The sequence below is a fragment of the Arthrobacter sp. EM1 genome (assembly GCF_029964055.1).
GTDB lineage: Bacteria > Actinomycetota > Actinomycetes > Actinomycetales > Micrococcaceae > Arthrobacter.
On sequence record NZ_CP124836.1, the window covers coordinates 2,214,736 to 2,233,350 of the forward strand.

General features: G+C 66.0%; 13 protein-coding genes and 1 tRNA gene. 4 read left to right on the forward strand and 10 right to left on the reverse strand.

Going from position 1 to position 18,615, the window contains the following annotated elements; translation table 11 throughout:
• Positions 1–53: 53 nt before the first annotated feature.
• The 10 genes from QI450_RS10225 to QI450_RS10270 all read right to left on the reverse strand — a co-directional run bounded on the left by QI450_RS10225 (position 54) and on the right by QI450_RS10270 (position 15,165).
• Positions 54–1,106 carry a 3-isopropylmalate dehydrogenase gene (locus QI450_RS10225; protein WP_226776215.1) on the reverse strand — a complete coding sequence of 351 codons (1,053 nt, stop codon included), beginning with the start codon at positions 1,104–1,106 and terminating at the stop codon, positions 54–56.
• A 282-nt stretch (positions 1,107–1,388) separates the two neighbouring features.
• On the reverse strand, positions 1,389–2,954 hold the full coding sequence (gene metG / locus QI450_RS10230; RefSeq protein WP_226776216.1) for a methionine--tRNA ligase: 1,566 nt from the start codon (positions 2,952–2,954) through the stop codon (positions 1,389–1,391).
• 10 nt (positions 2,955–2,964) lie between these two features.
• A complete protein-coding gene (locus tag QI450_RS10235; RefSeq protein WP_226776242.1) occupies positions 2,965–3,690 on the reverse strand; it encodes an ATP-binding cassette domain-containing protein in 726 nt (241 codons plus the stop codon).
• 38 nt (positions 3,691–3,728) lie between these two features.
• A complete protein-coding gene (locus tag QI450_RS10240; RefSeq protein ID WP_226776217.1) occupies positions 3,729–6,518 on the reverse strand; it encodes an FtsX-like permease family protein in 2,790 nt (929 codons plus the stop codon).
• A gap of 205 nt (positions 6,519–6,723) precedes the next feature.
• Positions 6,724–8,319, reverse strand: coding sequence for a phosphoglycerate dehydrogenase (gene serA / locus QI450_RS10245; RefSeq protein ID WP_226776218.1), 1,596 nt, complete (start codon positions 8,317–8,319; stop codon positions 6,724–6,726).
• 116 nt (positions 8,320–8,435) lie between these two features.
• The gene (gene ilvC, locus QI450_RS10250) at positions 8,436–9,461 is read right to left on the reverse strand and encodes a ketol-acid reductoisomerase (RefSeq protein ID WP_226776219.1); all 1,026 of its coding nucleotides are present in this window, start codon (positions 9,459–9,461) and stop codon (positions 8,436–8,438) included.
• Positions 9,462–9,589: 128 nt separating this feature from the next.
• Positions 9,590–10,102 (reverse strand): acetolactate synthase small subunit, encoded by a 513-nt coding sequence (ilvN, locus tag QI450_RS10255; protein WP_226776220.1) that lies wholly within the window; start codon positions 10,100–10,102, stop codon positions 9,590–9,592.
• A 2-nt stretch (positions 10,103–10,104) separates the two neighbouring features.
• Positions 10,105–12,003 carry an acetolactate synthase large subunit gene (locus tag QI450_RS10260; protein WP_226776221.1) on the reverse strand — a complete coding sequence of 633 codons (1,899 nt, stop codon included), beginning with the start codon at positions 12,001–12,003 and terminating at the stop codon, positions 10,105–10,107.
• A 373-nt stretch (positions 12,004–12,376) separates the two neighbouring features.
• A complete protein-coding gene (ilvD, locus tag QI450_RS10265) occupies positions 12,377–14,098 on the reverse strand; it encodes a dihydroxy-acid dehydratase (protein WP_226776222.1) in 1,722 nt (573 codons plus the stop codon).
• A 128-nt stretch (positions 14,099–14,226) separates the two neighbouring features.
• Positions 14,227–15,165, reverse strand: a complete 939-nt coding sequence (locus QI450_RS10270) for a LysR family transcriptional regulator (protein ID WP_226776223.1) — start codon at positions 15,163–15,165, stop codon at positions 14,227–14,229.
• Positions 15,166–15,269: 104 nt separating this feature from the next.
• Between QI450_RS10270 and QI450_RS10275 the strand changes: the two genes are divergently transcribed.
• The 4 genes from QI450_RS10275 (at position 15,270) to QI450_RS10290 (ending at position 18,523) form a co-directional block, all read left to right on the forward strand.
• Complete coding sequence (locus tag QI450_RS10275; RefSeq protein ID WP_282468002.1) at positions 15,270–16,211, forward strand: hypothetical protein; 942 nt, start codon at positions 15,270–15,272, stop codon at positions 16,209–16,211.
• A gap of 46 nt (positions 16,212–16,257) precedes the next feature.
• On the forward strand, positions 16,258–17,460 hold the full coding sequence (locus QI450_RS10280; protein ID WP_282360384.1) for a PQQ-dependent sugar dehydrogenase: 1,203 nt from the start codon (positions 16,258–16,260) through the stop codon (positions 17,458–17,460).
• A gap of 117 nt (positions 17,461–17,577) precedes the next feature.
• Positions 17,578–17,653 (forward strand) — tRNA-Lys (locus QI450_RS10285).
• Between the two features lie 165 nt (positions 17,654–17,818).
• Complete coding sequence (locus QI450_RS10290) at positions 17,819–18,523, forward strand: hypothetical protein (RefSeq protein WP_226776224.1); 705 nt, start codon at positions 17,819–17,821, stop codon at positions 18,521–18,523.
• The last annotated feature ends 92 nt before the right edge of the window (positions 18,524–18,615 follow it).

The following is an 18,615-nucleotide window of genomic DNA, read 5'->3' on the forward strand; positions in this document are numbered from 1 at the left end:
TTCGAAACAAGCTTACGCCCGTTGGCGGAGCCTCCCGGCCGGGCCGGGGGCGCCTACAGGGCGGCGGCGATGGCGTCACCGACCGCGCTGGTGCTGCGCGCTGCGGTGCCGCGGCCGGCGATGTCGGAAACAACTGCCGCCTCGATTTTGCGGGCAGCAGTGCCGTAGCCGAGGTGGTCCAGCAGGAGTGCGGCGGAGAGGATGGCCGCCGTCGGATCTGCTTTCTGCTGGCCGGCGATATCCGGCGCCGAGCCGTGGACGGGTTCGAACATGGACGGGCTGGTGCGCTCCATGTTGATGTTTCCGGAGGCGGCGAGCCCAATGCCTCCGGTGACCGCGGCGGCAAGGTCGGTGATGATGTCGCCAAAGAGGTTGTCAGTGACGATCACGTCGAAGCGCGCAGGGTCCGTGACCATAAAGATCGTGGCGGCGTCAATGTGCAGGTAGTCGTGGCTCACGTCGGGGAACTCTTGGGCCACTGCCTCGACAGTGCGCTTCCAAAGGTGCCCGGCGAAGACCAGGACGTTGTGCTTGTGCACCAGGGTGAGCTTCTTGCGGGGGCGGTCGTTGGCCCGGCGGAAGGCATCCCGTACCACTCGCTCCACGCCGTGGGCAGTGTTGAGCGAGACCTCGGTGGCGACTTCGTGCGGGGAGCCGGCGCGCAGGGTCCCGCCGTTGCCCACGTACGGGCCTTCGGTGCCCTCACGGACCACAATAAAGTCGATATCGCCGGGGCTAGCGAGCGGGCTGCCGACCCCCGGGTACAGCCGGGACGGACGCAGGTTCACAAAGTGGTCCAGGCTGAAGCGCAGCTTGAGCAGCAGTTCACGTTCAATCAGGCCCGAAGGGATCCTGGTGTCGCCCGGGGCCGCCCCCACCGCACCAAAGAGGATGGCATCGCGGGTCCGCAGATCGGCAAGGATCTCCGCCGGCAGGGTCTCCCCCGTTTCCAGCCAGTGCTGCGCGCCGAGCCGGTACTGCGTCTGCCGCAGGACAATGCCCTCGGCGGCGGCAGCCTTCTCTAGGACTTTCACGGCTTCGGCGGTGACCTCGGGGCCGATGCCATCGCCCGGAATAATGGCCAGATCAATCGTGGATGCACTCATAGTGCCAGCGTAGCCAAGTCATCCACATGCTGGTCAAGTTGTCTCATTATCCGAACGGCCCTCTTCTTCTTTTGACGCTCCCGCACTTCCAGCAGGAAAAACAGCAACGCTCCCGCACTTCCGGCAGGAGAAAGCGCAACGCTCCCGCACTTCCGGGTCAGAAGGTGCGGGAGCGTTGCCCCAATTGCTGCAGGACCTGCGGGAGCGTTGCCCCAATTGCTGCAGGATCTGCGGGAGCGTCGGCCCGATGACCGCAGGATCTGCGGGAGCGTCGGGAGGGGGTCAGACTTTCGCCTCGGCGGGCTCCTCGTACTTCGGGAAGACCGGAGCCGGGGCGGGCAGTGCGGTGCCGGCTTCGATCGGGGTGCCCAGCGCTGCAAATTCCCGAGCTTCCCCTTCGGGCTGGCCGAGGGTCTCCAGGATGGCCCCGGCTGCTGCCGGCATCACCGGCTGGGCGAGGATGGCGACGATCCGGAGCACCTCGAGCGTCACGTACAGGACGGTGTTCATCCGTTCGACGTCGGTCTTGCGCAGCACCCACGGCGCCTGCTCGGCGAAGTAGGCGTTGGTGTCGCCCAGGACAGCCCACACCGCCTCCAGTGCGCGGCTGAACTCCTGCTTTTCGAACGCGGCGCGGCAGATCTCCAGCAAGCCGTTGGCCTGCTCCAGCAGGGCTGCGTCCGCAGCGCTGAGATCCCCGGGAACGGGAACGGCGCCGTCGCAGTTCTTTGCCACCATCGACAGCGATCGCTGGGCCAGGTTCCCGAAGTTGTTGGCAAGGTCGGCGTTCATCCGGCCCACGATCGCGTCGTGGCTGTAGGAACCGTCCGCGCCGAAGGGCACCTCGCGGAGCAGGAAAAAGCGCACCTGGTCCAGACCGTACTGGGCCACCCAGTCCGCGGGCGCCACAACGTTGCCCAGCGACTTGGACATCTTAACGCCCTGGTTGTGCAGGAATCCGTGGATCATCACACGCTTGGGCAGTGCCAGCCCGGCGGACATCAGGAACGCCGGCCAGTAGACGGCGTGGAAACGGGAAATGTCCTTGCCGATGACGTGCACGTCGGCCGGCCAGTATTTCCGGAACGCCTCCGACTCGGTGTCGGGGAAGCCCACGCCGGTGAGGTAGTTGGTCAGCGCATCCACCCAGACATACATCACGTGCTCCGGGTTGCCCGGCACGGGGACACCCCAGTCGAAGGACGTGCGGCTGATCGACAGGTCCTCCAGTCCGCCCTTAACGAAGCTGACCACCTCGTTGAAGCGGTTGTGCGGGGCACCAAAGGAGGGGTGGTCCGCGTACAGGGCCAGCAGCCGGTCCTGGTAGGCGGAAAGCTTAAAGAAGTAGCTTTCCTCCTCGGTCCAGGTCACCTCGGTTCCGGTCTCGGCGGCGTAGCGGACGCCGTCGGCCTTCACCTCGGTCTCATCCGCCACAAAGTACCGCTCGTCCCGGACGGAGTACCAGCCGGCGTACTTGGAGAGATAAATGTCCCCGTTGGCTTCCATCCGCTGCCACAGCGCCGTGGCGGCGGCGTAGTGATCCGAGTCCGTAGTGCGGATAAAGCGGCTCAGCGAAATGCCGAGGTCATCGCTCATCTGCCGGAAGGCGGAGGAGTTGCGGTCGGCCAGCTCCTTGACCGGGATGCCTTCCTTCTCGGCCGTCTGCTGCATCTTGAGGCCGTGCTCGTCCGTGCCGGTCATAAAAAACACGTCAAAGCCGTCCAGGCGCTTGAAGCGCGCCATCGCATCCGTGGCAATGACCTCATAGGCGTGTCCGATGTGCGGCACGCCGTTGGGATAGCTGATGGCCGTGGTGATGTAGAAGGGAGTCTTCCCGGAAGTTGTCACAGTTTTCAGCCTAGATCAGTTCGGTGAGGGAATCGCTCTGGCGGACAAGCTCGTGGTCGTGCGAAGCAACCAGGACGGCGATTCCGTCAGAGGTGGTGTCCTTGAGGATGCTGATGATGCGGTTGGCCGAGGACCGGTCCAGGCTGGCCGTCGGTTCGTCGACCACCAGCACGCGGGTGCCCAGGATCAGGGCCCGGGCGATCGCCACACGCTGGCGCTCACCGCCGGAGAGCTGGGCGGGGCGGTGCCGCATCCGCCGGCCCAGGCCAACGAGGTCGAGGAGGTCCTTGGCCATGTCGCGGCGCTTGTCCACTTCGCCGTCGGGCACGGCGGGCAGCAGCACGTTCTCCAGTGCGCTCATGCCGTCGATCAAGGCACCGCCCTGGTCGACGTAGCCAATCAGGGCACGGCGGCGGTCGGCGATTTCGTCGTCGCCCATGGTCTCGAGGGAGTCGCCTTCCCAGAACACCCGGCCCGACGTCGGCAGGGTCAGGCCCGCGCCGACGGTCAGGATGCTGGTCTTGCCCGAACCGCTGCGGCCGGCAACGCAGTGCATTTCGCCGGCGTGCAGGGTCAGGTTGAAGTCGTCCACCACGTTCACAGCGTCGGCACCGCTTTTGCCGCCGCCATAGTGGATGGTGATGTTGCTGAGCTCCAGCGGGGTGGCGTGGTCCGCGGCCTTCACGATCGTGTTGGCGCGCGTCTGGTGGGCACCGCGGCGGGTGCTCGCCGTCATCCGCTCGTGAGCCTCACGGTCAAGGTTCAGGTCGTTGTTCATCGGACCACTTTCGTTGCAATTGGAATCCAGCAAAGTACAGCCACAAAGCCGGCGACAGCGGCCCACAGCGCGGCATAGGGGGCCAGGAGGAGGCCCACGCCCAGGGCACCCAGGACACCGAGGGGCAGCGCGACAGTTCCCACCATGGCATTTTCAAAGAAACGGACCTGCCCCAGCATGTCCGGGTTCCAGCCCATGGCCTGCAGGATGCCGAGGTACTGGCGCTTTGCCTGCAGTTCGAAGCGGCCGGTCACCATGGTCAGCAGCAAGCCCACGGCCACACCGGAGAGCCCGAGGATGATGCTCGGGGTAGCGATGCTGGCGGCGGCCAGGCCGCTGAGCGCACTCGCCCCCGCGGCGCGGGGAATGTCGATCAGCAGCGCGGCCATTCCGCCGACCGCGGCACCGAAGACGCCGACGGCGACGGCCAGCGAAATCGTATTGAACTTGTTGGTGCTCAGCTGCCGGTTGGCGAAGGTCAGCGGCGAGTCCACGGCGATCAGCCGTTCATCGTGCTGCGGTTCCTGGTCCACCACCTCGCGGTGCCGCAACTGCTGGGCGGCGAAGAAAGCCGCACCTGCGTAGAGCACCAGCACGGAGCCGGAGACAATCGCGGTGGCCGCATTCCAGCTGAGCAGGCTCAGGACGATTCCGGCGACGGCCAGGAGGGCGGCGCCGACGCCGAACTCGGCCAGCACCCAGGTCCGGATCCGGCGCTGGGTCCAGCCCATGGCACGCAGGGTTCCGGCCTCGCTGCGGCGTTTGCGCACGTAGCTGACCGTGGAGGCACCGGTCAGCAGTGCGGCACCGCAGAGGGTCAGGAAGAGCAGCGTCAGGTTGGTGGCGGTGAGGGAGCCGGAGACGGCGTCCGCGGCGTTCTGGCGCACCCACGACTGCTCTACGGTGCCGAGCGGGGACTCCTTGCCGGCGTCGTCCTTGGAGTAGCCGGGGACGAAGATGCTGGCGTCCTCGCGGGCCGAGCCGGCCACAACTGTTGCCTGCAGGCCCATGTCCCGGATCTCGTTGGCCAGCTTCTCCACCTCCGGCTGCGCCTCTTTCCAGCTGCCGGGGGCCTTGGCCTTGATGCGCACGGCGTCGATGACGGAGGCGTTGTCCTCGTAGCCGCGTGCGGCGGCGAGGCCGTAGTAGTCGGTGATGGCGCCGGCGGACTGGCTCGCCAGGCCCGTGGCACTCAGTGAAGGCTTCAGCTCGGTGTTCCCGGCGTCCTTGCCGGCAGCATCCTTGGTGAGCGTGAACGGCGTGGGATCGTAGCCGCCCAGCGGCAGGCGGTTGACGTCGCCGGCGGCCGCCTTGACCTGCTCGGCGTCGAACGTACCGTAGACCATCGCCAGCGGAGTGGCGAGCTTCTTGCCGGTCTCCAGGTTCTCGCGGTAGGAGCGCTCATCGACGGGCTTGCGCTGCGTCTGGTCCACCGCTGTACCGTCGGCGGCCTTTTCGGGGAGCCGGTTCACGGTGACCCAGTCGCCGGGGATCGCGGTCTTGTCCACGGCGCCGTTGCCGGCGGTGGCACCGTCCTTGTACTTGGGGGCCGCGGCGAAGTCGGTACTCCAGGTGGCGGGGTTGTACAGGCCCTGGCTGAAGCTTCCGGTGTCACCGAGCAGCTGGGACAGGTCCTTGGAGCCGGGCCAGTCGAGCGCGAACGGCGACTTGGAGACGAACGGGAGATAGTCCTTGTCCAGGGAACGGGTCGCGGTGCCCACGTCCTTGGTGACGTTGCCGGCGGCGTCGATTTCTTCGATCTTGACGGAGTATTTGAGGTCCAGGGAGGTACCGGAGCGGACAATCAGCGGGATCGCCTGCGAGTCCGCGGTCAGCAGTCCGTTGCGCTTGGCCTGCTGGTACTGGCTCATCAGCGGGGCCCAGTACTTGAGCTTGACGCCGAGGAAGTCCGGGCCTTCCTTGAGTTCGTCCATGCCGATACCGGTGGTGAAGAGGCTCTCGAAGTGGCGGCCGATGGCGCCGGCATTGCGGGCGTCGGCCGGCGGGGCCTTCTCCAGGGGAGCAAGGAAGTCGCCGGCGCTGCCCAGCAGGGCACGTTCGGCGACGGGGTCAACGGCGACGACGGACTCCGTCACCTGGGGCGCGGCGGGCAGCGAGACGGAAAGATCGAAGAGGCTGTGCTCGGAACCGCCGGCCGGGGCCGGGAACTTGATGCCGGTTTCACCCGCGGGGCCTGCGATGCGGACGTTCTTGCCGCCGGCGACTACCTCTTCGACGAGCTTCGCCTTGCCGAGGGATCCCTCGGCAGTGGTCTTGAACAGGGTCTCCTCGGAGTGCCCGTCGGAGCTGACGGCGCTGGCGGTGAGCCGGTATTTTTTCGGCGTGCCGGGCAGGACCGATTCCGCGGCCGGCCACTTGCTCGGATCGGTGGCGCTGGGGTCTCCGGCGGTGCCGGCGAGCCCGGCGTTGTAGCCCAGGTAGTCGGTGGCATCCAGGCGCGGGGCCTCAAGGTTCTGGGTGACCCGTGAGACGAGGCTGATCGGGGCCGCTACCGAGGTTCCGGTGAGCTTGCGGAGCGCGTCCAGTTGCTCGAAGCTGATGCCGCCCTGGCCGGTGGCGATATCCGGCTGCATCAGCCCGCCGTTATCGTCAGCCTTGGCCTGGACGAGTACGTCATAGAGCCCGCGCGAGTTCTGGTCAACGGTGCGGTTCAAGGCAGCCTGCGACTGTCCCTGCACGAGGACCGAAAGGCACATGGCCACGATCAAAATGGACGCGGTCAGCAGAAGCACTCGGCTTCTGATGAACCTCTGGACGGCGTTCATTGGGCTCCTGAAAGCTGGATTGCGTGCGCACACCGAAATTCATTCCCTGCGGAAGTGAAGGCGTCCCCTGCCGGGTGTGCAAAAAAAGTAAGGGCCGGACTGCCGGCCGGATCCGAAAGTCGGACCTAGCCATTGTACGCAGACCAGCCATGTGTTTGTGGCCACGGCGGCGGCCGGAACCGCCGCCGTGAGCACCCTCAGGTCATCAATCCTCGAGGTCGACCTCGCGTACCACGTCAGCGCCGATTCCGGCCTTGATGGCGTCCAGCACCTGCTGCGGAACGGAGCTGTCGATGGTCAGCAAGGCCAGCACCTGGCCGCCCGCGTCCTGCCGCGCAACCTGCATTCCTGCGATGTTGATGTTGTTCATGCCAAGGATGTGGCCGATGGTTCCGATCACGCCGGGGCGGTCCGAGTAGGCAACAACCACGAGGTGTTCGCTGATCGGGATCTCCACCTCGAAGCCGTTGATCCCCACCAGCTTTTGGATCTGCTTGGGCCCGGTCAGGGTTCCGGCGACGGAAATCTGGCTGCCGTCACTCAGGGCGCCGCGCAGGGTCAGGACGTTGCGGTACGACTCGGTTTCCGGCGTGGTGATCAGCCGGACGTTGATGCCGCGCTGCTCGGCGATAACGGGGGCGTTGACGTAGGAGACCTGTTCGGTCACAACGTCGGCGAAGATGCCCTTGAGGGCCGCGAGTTCAAGGACCTTGACGTCGAGGGACGAGATTTCCCCGGCGACCTCGACGTCGAACTGGGTGAGGGAGGCGTGTGTCATCGCGGTGAAGATCCGGCCCAGCTTTTCGATCAGGGCGATGCCCGGGCGGACGTCGGGGGCGATCACGCCGCCGGCGACGTTTACCGCGTCGGGAACCAGTTCCCCGGCCAGGGCCAGGCGGACCGACCTGGCGACCGACACGCCGGCCTTTTCCTGCGCCTCGTCGGTGGACGCGCCCAGGTGCGGGGTGACCACCACGTTGTCGAGTTTGAAGAACGGCAGGCCGGTGCTGGGTTCGGTGACAAAAACGTCGACGCCGGCGCCGGCGATTTCGCCGGACTCCAGTGCTGCGTAGAGCTCTTCCTCGTCAACAAGACCGCCGCGGGCGACGTTGACGACGTACGCGGTGCTCTTCATCTTCTTGAAGGCCTCGGCGCCGAGCATACCGACCGTTTCCGGGGTCTTGGGCATGTGGATGGTGATGAAGTCCGACTGCGCAAGGAGTTCGTCCAGGGTCACCAGCTGCACACCAAGCTGGGCGGCGCGGGCCGAGGTCACGTAGGGATCGTAGGCGAGGATCTTGGTGTCGAAGCCCTTGAGGCGGGCGGCGACCAAGGCGCCGATCCGGCCCAGGCCGATGATGCCGATCTTCTTCTCAAAGAGTTCGATGCCGGTGTACTTGGAGCGCTTCCACTCCCCGGCCTTGAGTGCGGCACTGGCCTGCGGGATGTGCCGGGCGAGGCTCAGGATGTGCCCGACGGTGAGCTCCGCGGCGGAGACGATGTTTGAGGTGGGTGCGTTCACTACCATCACGCCGGCCCGGGTGGCGGCCTTGATGTCGACGTTGTCGAGTCCCACGCCGGCGCGGGCGATCACCTTGAGGTTCTTCGCGGCGGCGATGGCTTCGGCGTCCAGCCGGGTGGCCGAGCGGACCAGGATCGCGTCGACGTCGACGATCGCAGAGAGCAGCTGGGAACGGTCGGCGCCGTCGGTCTGCCGGATCTCGAAGTCCGGGCCCAGGGCCTCGATCGTGGCGGGCGAAAGTTCCTCAGCGAGGAGTACTACAGGTTTGGTGCTTGTCACCGGTGACCTCTTTAGCTCTCTTGTATTCAGGTGGGGATTTTGGTGAATCGGGTGAATCTGTACAGCAAGGAAGCCGGACCCCAGAAATGGTGTCCGGCTCCCCTGCCGGTCAGTGCCTAGCGGGCCACTGAGCCTTCGGTGTAGTCGTCCTCGTTCTTGATCCAGGAGAACAGTTTGCGCAGTTCCCGGCCGGTGGCCTCGATCGGGTGGTCCTCGCCCTTCTTGCGCAACGCCTTGAACTCCGGGGCTCCGGCGTCCTGGTCGTCGATGAAACGCTTGGCGAAGGTGCCGTCCTGGATGTCCGCCAGGACAGCCTTCATGTTTTCCTTCACATCCGGGGTGATCACCCGCGGGCCGGAAACGTAGTCACCGTACTCAGCGGTGTCGGAGACGCTCCAGCGCTGCTTGGCGATGCCGCCTTCAACCATCAGGTCCACGATCAGCTTGAGCTCGTGCAGCACCTCGAAGTAGGCGACCTCCGGCTTGTAACCTGCCTCGGTGAGAACCTCGAAGCCGTACTGGACCAGCTGCGAGGCCCCGCCGCAGAGAACGGCCTGCTCGCCGAAGAGGTCCGTTTCGGTCTCTTCGGTGAAGGTCGTCTCGATGACGCCGGCACGGGTGCCGCCAATGGCCTTCGCGTAGGAGAGTGCCAGTTCCTTGGCTTTGCCGGACGGGTTCTGCTCGACGGCGATCAGGTCCGGCACGCCGCGGCCGGCTTCGAACTCGCGGCGGACGATGTGGCCCGGGCCCTTGGGGGCAACCAGGGCGACGTCGACGTCGGCCGGGGGCTTGATGTAGCCGTAGCGGATGTTGAAGCCGTGGCCGAAGAACAGTGCGTCTCCGGGCTGCAGGTTCGGAGCGATGTCCTCGGCGTAGACGTGGCGCTGGACCTGGTCCGGGGTGAGGACCATAATGAGGTCGGCTTCGGCAACGGCCTCGGCGACGTTCAGTACACGCAGGCCCTCGGCCTCGGCCTTGGCGCGGGACGCCGAGCCTTCCTTGAGGCCGACGCGGACGTCAACACCGGAATCGCGCAGGCTGAGGGCGTGGGCGTGGCCCTGGGAGCCGTAACCGATCACGGCGACGGTGCGGCCCTGGATGATCGACAGGTCGGCGTCGTCGTCGTAGAACATTTCAGTCACTGGGGTGTCTCCTTTTGAGTGGAATCTAGGGTGGTGCTTGTCGGTGGAACATCTTGAAATCTGGTGGTGCTGCGGCATAGCCTGTCCGCGGCCCGGGGCGGGCCGCGGGGTGTGTTTTGCGCGGGGCCTTACGCGCTGCGCAGTGCCCTGTCGCTCATGGAGCGGGATCCCCGCCCCACGGCGAGGGTGCCGGACTGCACGATTTCCCGGATGCCAAATGGCTCAAGCACCGAAAGCAGTGCGGCGAGCTTTTCGGGGTGGCCCGTAGCCTCAATGACTACCGACTCCGTAGAGACGTCGACCACTGATGCGCGGAACAGGTCGGCAGCCTGGGTGACCTGCAGCCGGTTTGCGGCATCCGCCCGTACCTTGACCAGGATGTGGTCGCGCTGTACGGAGGATTCGGCGGTGAGCTCAACGATCTTGATCACGTTGACCAGCTTGTTGAGCTGTTTGGTGATCTGTTCGATCAGCTCGCCGTCGGCGTCGACGACGACGGTCATCCGGGACATTCCCCGGACTTCCGTCGGCCCGACAGCCAGGGAGTTGATGTTGAAGGCCCGTCGGGCGAAGAGGCTGGCGACGCGGGTTAGCACACCCGGCTTGTCTTCGACCAGAACGGACAGTGTGTGGCGGGTCATGTTCAGTCCTCCTCTTCCCATTCCGGGGTCATGTTGCGGGCAACCTGGATCTGGTCATTGCTGACTCCGGCAGGGACCATCGGCCAGACCATGGAGTTGGGGCTCACCACGAAGTCAATGACCACCGGGCGGTCGTTGATCGCAAGGGCCTTCTGGATGGTGGCGTCGATGTCCTCGTCGCGGTCACAGCGGAAGGACGCACAGCCGTAGGCATCCGCCAGCTTGACAAAGTCCGGGATCCGGATGGTGCCGTGGCCGGTATTAAGGTCGGTGTTCGAGTAGCGCCCCTCGTAGAACAGGGTCTGCCACTGCCGCACCATGCCCAGCGAGGAGTTGTTGATGATGGCCACCTTGATCGGGATGTTGTTGATCGCGCAGGTGGCCAGTTCCTGGTTCGTCATCTGGAAGCAGCCGTCCCCGTCGATGGCCCACACCACACGGTCCGGGTTGCCCACTTTTGCACCCATGGCGGCCGGTACGGCGTAGCCCATGGTGCCGGCACCGCCGGAGTTCAGCCAGGCGTGCGGACGCTCGTATTTGATGAACTGCGAGGCCCACATCTGGTGCTGGCCGACGCCGGCCACGTAGACGCCTTCGGGCCCGGTCAGGGCTCCGATCCGTTCGATCACGCGCTGGGGTGCGCTGAGGCCGTCGTCGGGTTCGGTCCAGCCCAGCGGGTAGGTTTCCTTGAGGTTGTTCAGGAAGGCCCACCAGTTGGTGTAGTCCGGGGCTCCGGAGGCGGCGAACACGGCGCGCAGGGCATCGCTGAGTTCGGGGATGATCTCCTTGACCGACCCCACGATCGGCACGTCGGCCGTGCGGTTCTTGGAGATTTCGGCCGGATCGATGTCCGCGTGGATGACCTTGGCGTTTGGCGCGAACGACTTCAACACACCGGTGACCCGGTCGTCGAAGCGTGCCCCCAGCGTGATGAGCAGGTCCGACTGCTGCAGGGCGGTCACGGCGGAGACCGTTCCGTGCATACCCGGCATACCGACATGCTGCGGGTGCGAGTCCGGGAAAACGCCGCGTGCCATCAGGGTGGTAACCACGGGGGCACCGGAGAGTTCGGCGAGCTCCAGCAGTTCCGCCGAGGCGTGCGCCTTGACCACACCGCCGCCTACATAGAGCACGGGCTTGCTGGCCGCCGCGATCAGCCGGGCGGCTTCGCGGACCTGTTTGCTGTGGCCCCGGAGCACCGGGTGGTAGCCAGGCAGGTCGATCTTGGGCGGCCAGGAGAAGGTCATCTGCCCCTGCTGGGCGTCCTTGGCAACATCGACCAGCACGGGACCGGGGCGGCCGGTCGAAGCCAGGTGGAAGGCTTCGGCCATCACGTGCGGGATGTCGTTGGGGTCGGTCACCAGGAAGGAGTGCTTGGTGATCGGCATGGTGATGCCAACGATGTCAGCTTCCTGGAAGGCGTCGGTGCCGATGACCCCGCTGGAAACCTGGCCGGTGATGGCCACCATCGGCACGGAGTCCATGTGGGCGTCCATGATGGCGGTAACGAGGTTGGTGGCACCCGGACCCGAGGTGGCGATGCAAACGCCAACCCGTCCGGTAACCATGGCGTAGCCTTGCGCGGCGTGGCCGGCTCCCTGTTCGTGACGGACCAGAATGTGGTTCATTCTTGAAGCCATCAAGGGGTCATAGGTGGGCAGGATCGCGCCACCGGGCAAACCAAAAATATCGTCCACGCCGAGTTCTTCGAGCGAGCGGACAATTGCTTGTGAACCGGTCATCACCGTCGGGGGTACGACGTTGTTCGGTCCAAGGACAGGAGAGACAGCAGCAGTGTCGACGCCGGCGTCGGCCGGGCGTTCGACGCGTTCCGGAGCCTTGGTGGCTCCAGCGGACTTAGCGGCCATCAGCGAGGGGCTGATCGGCGATCCTTTGCTCATCGGACTCTTCCTTAGTGGATCTTCGGTTGGATCTTCGGTGATCTGGTGGTGCGGAAATAAAAAAACCCCTCAGCCGGATGGCTCTTCGAGGGGTTCGCGCGTGACGGTTCGTTACCAGTGAAGGCTATGGAGCCACGCGCTTGGTAAGGACGACGACACCTGCAGCGGCGCCAGCGGTAACGAATGCGATCATGCATTCAGTTTTCCCCCTGAGTGAGACACGTGTCAACGAGTCCGGGCACTGTCTCACCATGTGGACATCGTTGTCCACCTGCTGAACACCCTCCCAACTGACTCGCAGCTAAGTACCGTTTTGAGCGTCCAAAACGACCTCAACTGCGAGCTAGTTGGGTTCAGGTGTTCAACGTGCTTGCTACCCGCAGTACGCACCCGTGGAGGCGCTGTGCACGAGCTTGGCGTACTTGGCCAGCACGCCCTTGGTGAACTTGGCCGGGAGGGGCTCCCAGCCCACCTTGCGGGCTTCGAGCTCGGCTTCGTCCACCAGCAGGTCGAAGCTGCGGGCCGCAATGTCAACGCGGATCCGGTCGCCGTCATTGACGAAGGCGATGGGGCCGCCGTCGGCGGCCTCCGGGGCGACGTGGCCAATGCAGAGTCCCGTTGTTCCGCCGGAGAAGCGTCCGTCGGTCAGCAGCAATACGTCCTTGCCAAGGCCCGCGCCCTTGATGGCACCGGTGATCGCGAGCATTTCGCGCATTCCCGGTCCTCCCTTGGGGCCCTCGTAGCGGATAACAACAACGTCCCCGGCCTGGATCTGGCCCTTGTCGAGCGCGTCCAGGGCCCCCTGCTCGCGCTCGAAAACGCGGGCGGTGCCCTCGAAGACGTCGGCATCGAAGCCCGCGCTTTTCACGACGGCGCCTTCGGGAGCCATCGTGCCGTGCAGGATCGTAATGCCGCCGGTTTTGTGGATGGGGTTGTCCATGGCCCGGAGGATCTTCCCATCCAGGTCCGGCGGGTTGATCTCGGCAAGGTTCTCCGCGACGGTCTTGCCCGTGACGGTAAGGCAGTCCCCATGGAGCAGGCCGGCATCGAGCAGCGCGCGCATGATGACCGGCACACCACCGATCTTGTCGACGTCGGTCATCACGTAGCGGCCGAACGGCTTCAGGTCACCCAGGTGCGGGATCCTGTCGCCGATGCGGTTGAAGTCCTCCAGCGAGAGCTCCACTTCGGCCTCGCGGGCGATCGCGAGCAGGTGCAGCACGGCGTTGGTGGATCCACCGAAGGCCATGGTGACGGCGATGGCGTTCTCGAAAGCCTTTTTGGTCAAGATGTCCCGCGCGGTGATGCCCAACCGGAGGAGCTCGACGACGGCCTCGCCGGACTTGCGTGCAAAGGCGTCGCGGCGGCGGTCGGCCGAGGGCGGTGCTGCCGAGCCGGGCAGGGACATGCCCAGCGCTTCGCCGATGCAGGCCATGGTGTTGGCGGTGTACATCCCGCCGCAGGCACCTTCGCCCGGGCAGATGGCCTTTTCGATGCGGGTCAGGTCTTCCATGCTCATCTTGCCGGCGGCGCAGGCGCCGACGGCTTCGAACGCGTCGATCAGGGTGACTTCCTTTTCGGAGCCGTCCTCCAGCTTGACCCAGCCGGGCATGATGGAGCCTGCGTAGAGGAAGACGGCGGCGAGGTCCAGGCGGGCGGCAGCCATCAGCATGCCGGGCAGTGACTTGTCGCAGCCTGCAAGCAGGACTGAGCCGTCGATGCGCTCGGCCTGCATCACGGTTTCCACGGAGTCGGCGATGACTTCGCGGGACACCAGCGAGAAGTGCATCCCCTCGTGCCCCATCGAGATGCCGTCCGAGACGGAGATGGTGCCGAACTGCATCGGGAATCCGCCACCGGCGTGGACACCCTCCTTAACGGCTGAGGCGAGCCTGTTCAGCGACAGGTTGCAGGGAGTGATTTCGTTCCAGGAGCTCGCGACGCCGATCTGGGGCTTGGCGAAGTCGTCGTCGCCCATCCCGACCGCCCGGAACATACCGCGCGCAGGGGCGGCGTGAATCCCGTCGGTGACGACCCGGCTGCGGGGTTTGATATCCGGCTTGGTGGCTGTTGCTGTTTGGGTGTCCTCACTCATGGGTCAAAGTCTAGGGCTCAGCCGCCGCGCCCAACGACCCGAAAGAGCGCATTAAGCCTAAAAACAGGAATATTGCGACCAAATAATGGACCGCTGTCTCATTATGCGGATACTCGGGACATGGCGCATCAGTTGAGGTGAGCGGCGTCACGCAGCTCCGGGGCCGCGGCGACTGACTGCGCCTCGGCCTGGAGCATGGTGAGCACCTGCCGGATGGTGGTCCGGACAGCAACGTCGGGACGCGCGAGGGCAACGATGCTGCGGCTGGCTTTGACCCCCTCCAGCGGACGCAGAACGAAGCCCCTGCCCTGGTTCTTCAGCGCCGTGTAACGCGGCAGCAGGCTCAGCCCGTGCCCGGCGCTGACCAGGGCCTCAAGGACCCGCAGGTCGGGGAAGAGCTGGGCGCGGTCGGCGGGGGAATCGGCCTGCACTTCGATCTGGCGGAGGACAGTATCAAAAGGGAACCCCTCCGGCACTCCCATCCAGGGGAAGCCGATAACGTCTTCCGCCCGCAGCGTCGCCTTGCCTGCGAGCGCATGGCCCTCGGGGATGGCAACGTCGAGGGGTTCCTCCAGCAGCGGCACCACTGTCAGGCCCAGCCGGGCAAAAACATCCGGACCATCGACGCTGTGCGCCAGCACAATGTCATAGTCGGCTGTCAGCCCCGCAAACCCGGCCACGTTGGGATCCTCGAAATGGGCTTGGAAGCGGAGCCCGTCGATGGCTTTTACCCGGTGCAGGAGACCCGGGAGGAACATCTCGGCGGCGCTTGGAAAGAATGCTGCCTTGACGTGCGTTTGCCAGCCGCGCCGGTAGGTGTCGATGGTGGCTTCGGCCCGGGCGAGGGCCGTTGATACCTCTGCAGCTGCCCCCGCCATCGCGAGGCCGGCCTCCGTGAGGCGCACTCCCCGGCCCGACTTCTCGACCAGGACCACGCCCAGCTCCTCCTGCAGGGTCTTGAGCTGCTGCGAGACGGCAGAGGGTGTCACCTTCATCGCCTCGGCCGTGGCTCCGACAGTGCCGCGGTCGGCGAGCTCACGGAGAATACGCAGTCTCTTGAAATCCATGAAAAGAGGCTACAGGCCGGCGGCTTGGCGGGTGGACAGCCGCCTCAGGGCCGACGTACCGTCAAGCAACGGCAACCTTGCCTTATGGACAGAAAGGCTCTGCTATGGATTGGATTATCTGGCTTGTTGTCATTGTAGTTATTGTCGCGATCGTCTGGTGGCTGCTTGGCCGCAACAGCTCGCGCGGCAAGTCCGGCGCCACCGCAACGCCGGCTGCAGCCTCCGCCACCGCAACGCCCGCCACCGCAGCGCCGGCTGCAGCCTCCAACGAGGGCGACGCAGCCGCCGGGTCGAAAGCAGCGGAGCCCGCTCCGGCTTCCCCCAAGCCGGCGCTGCCGGACCTGCCCGCAGCTGCCGCCGAAACAGTCCCGGCCGAGCAGGGCGCGGATTGGGAAACCCAATGGTCAGAGACACCGCCGGCCGAGCCGCACAGCATGGTGCACCCGGACGCAGCCGGAGGTGCCAGGTCCGAGCACCTGGCCGCGCAGGCTTCGGCTGTCGCCGAGAGCCTGCCCGTGCACCACCCTGAATACACCCAACCCCACGCGCCTACCCTCCCCGGCGCCGAGTCGGCCGCGGCGGAAGCAACTGAATCGGCGGAACCGGCGGAGGCAACTGAGGCAAGCGTCGAGGCAGCCGAGGCACACACCGTGCCGGCGCCAGCGGCAGTGCCGCCTGCGCAGTCAACGGCCGGTTCCCCTGCTGCCGAGGCCAGCACCCTAACTGCCGCGGCCGACACCGGCATTTCTGCGGCCGACACCCGCCAGTCGGCAGCATCTTCGGCCGCCTCGGAAACCGCTGCCGGCCATGGCGCCGAACCAGCCGGCCATCTCGCTGTCGATCAGCCCTATGGCGAGGGATCGGCAGCGCCGGCTCCGGACGGCAGCGGCCCGGAGGGCTTCACGGTTAAGGGCAACGCCTCGTCGATGGTCTATCACGACGAGACCAGCCCGTCCTTCGAGGAGACCGTCGCCGAGGTCTGGTTCCTGTCCCCGGCGCACGCCGAAGCGGCCGGTTTCCGAGCTCCGCGACGGACTCGGCACTAGCGAGCTCCGGGCACGTGAGAAGCAGGGAACCGGCCCAGGGGCACAGATGACGGCGATCGGCGTGTGGCGGGACGCACTCCTGTACGCTCACCCCGCTCCGCCGGCCGCCCGCCCACGGCATGGATGGCATCGGGCGGCCTTGGCTGCGGGCGTCGCGGTCCTGCTGAGCGGCTGCACGCCCGGCCACAGTGGTCCTACCGCTCCCGCGGGCACGGTTCCCCTGTCCAGCTCCAGCCTGCCGGCCGGCAGCGGCCCGGCAGGGCCCCTGCCCACAACGGACCAGCCGACGGTTGCCGGACAGCTCAACGCCGAGCTCCGGCTGCCGTGGTCCACGGTCTTCCTGCCGGACGGAACCGCCGTCATTTCCGAACGGGACACTGCCCTGCTGCGGACCATCGCGCCCGGGGCCGGAAACGGGCCGGCCGGCACGCTGGGTAAAGTGCCCGACGTCGTACCCGGCGGCGAAGGCGGGCTGCTGGGCCTGGCTGTGTCACCGGACTTCGCGAGGGACCGGTACCTCTACGCCTACTTCACCGCCGAAAGTGACAACCGGATCGCCAGGCTGCGAATTGAGGGCAACACCGGAGCCCTGCGGCTGGGTGTCCCGGAAGTCATTTTCACCGGAATTCCCAAGGCCAGCACACACAACGGTGGCCGGATCCGGTTCGGACCGGACGGCCAGCTGTACGTCGGCACCGGCGATTCGCAGCGCCGCGGCCAGCCGCAGGACCCGAAGGCCCTCGGAGGCAAGATTCTGCGCATCACGCCCGACGGACGACCGGCCCCGGGTAATCCCTTCGACGGCAACCCGGTGTACAGCCTCGGCCACCGCAACGTCCAGGGACTCGACTGGGACAGCTCCGGCCGGCTATGGGCGAGCGAATTCGGCCCGGATGTCGACGACGAACTTAACCTGATTGTGCCCGGCGGCAACTACGGCTGGCCGGAGGTCACCGGCTCCCCGCACCGTGCCGGCTTCCTGGACGCGAAGGTGGTGTGGCCCTCGACGGCGGATTCGTCTCCCAGCGGGCTCGAAATCGTCGGCGAGACGGCTTATCTGGGCGCGTTGCGGGGGCAACGGGTGTGGGCGGTGCCGCTGAACGGTGAGTTCGCCGGCGACCCTGTGAGCTATTTCACGGGGATGTACGGGAGGATCAGGGACGTCGCCCTGGCTCCGGACGGCCGCCTCTGGGTGCTCAGCAACAATAAAAACCCCGACTTTGTGCTGGTTTTGGCGCTGCCAGTTTAGCCCCGGGACGCACCACACCAGCCGATTTCACACCCTGCCCAAAGTCGTGTAGAGTTTCATGTCGTTGCGGAGAACAACGCGGGAACAAAAACCCCGCAATGAACACCAACAACAGCTGCACCTCTAGCTCAACTGGCAGAGCAATTGACTCTTAATCAATGGGTTCCGGGTTCGAGTCCCGGGGGGTGCACCACCGAGAAAACCCCGTTCTAACTGGCCAAAAGCCGTTAGGGCGGGGTTTTCTTTTGCCCGACTTGGCCCCCGGGGATCAGCTCAGGGGCAAAACCCGGCAATACTGGGAACCTGGCCCTAACCGTTGTCCCAACGACGCCGTTTCCGGCCCGCACAGACCGCCGCGATGTTCGTCCGACCCGCCCGGGCCGGGACGATCACGGGGCGTCCGTCCCTGGTCCCGACCGAAAGCAGTCCAGTGCAGAACTTCCGCCCGCTCGCAGTGACCCTGGCCGGCATCGCCTTTGCCGTCTCCGGCTGTTCAACCGCGGCTCCCCCGCCCGGAACTGCGGTATCCACTACCGGCGAGGCAGCCACACCGGGGTCCCCCGCCGCCGCGGCAGCAGCCACCGGCTGGGAGCTGGAGAGAAAGGGCAGCGCCGATCGGATCAACGCATCGGGCTTGGAAGTGCTGAACGCCGAAGGTGCGGCCGAGCATTTCCACGCCCACCTGGATATTTATGTGGACGGCAAGCCCGTTACGATCCCCGCGGACATCGGTTTCAGCTTCAGCGCTGAAGGCAAACCGGACGGCATCTCGTCCCTGCACACCCATGACGAGTCCGGCATCATCCACATTGAGGCACCGGTCGCCGGCGAAACCTACCGGCTCAGCCAGCTGCTTGCCGAATGGGGCGTCTTGGACGGCACCGACCAGACCCCGGGGTCCGCCCATTCGGCTATCGCCGACTGGTCAGTCACCGTAAACGGCACCAAGCAGGAAGCCCCCGTCCAAGCCGTCGTCCTGAAAGCCCACGACGAAATCGTCCTCCACTACGGTGTGGCGCCGTCACCTATGCCGGCGGCGTTCACCTTCCCGGACGGGGTCTAAAGCAGGCTGCCCGGCGGACCGCTACCAGCCTGCCGCCCGCATTTGTGGATTTGACCGCTCTTGGCGGCGTTCCGGGATCGTGTGGTGTCGCC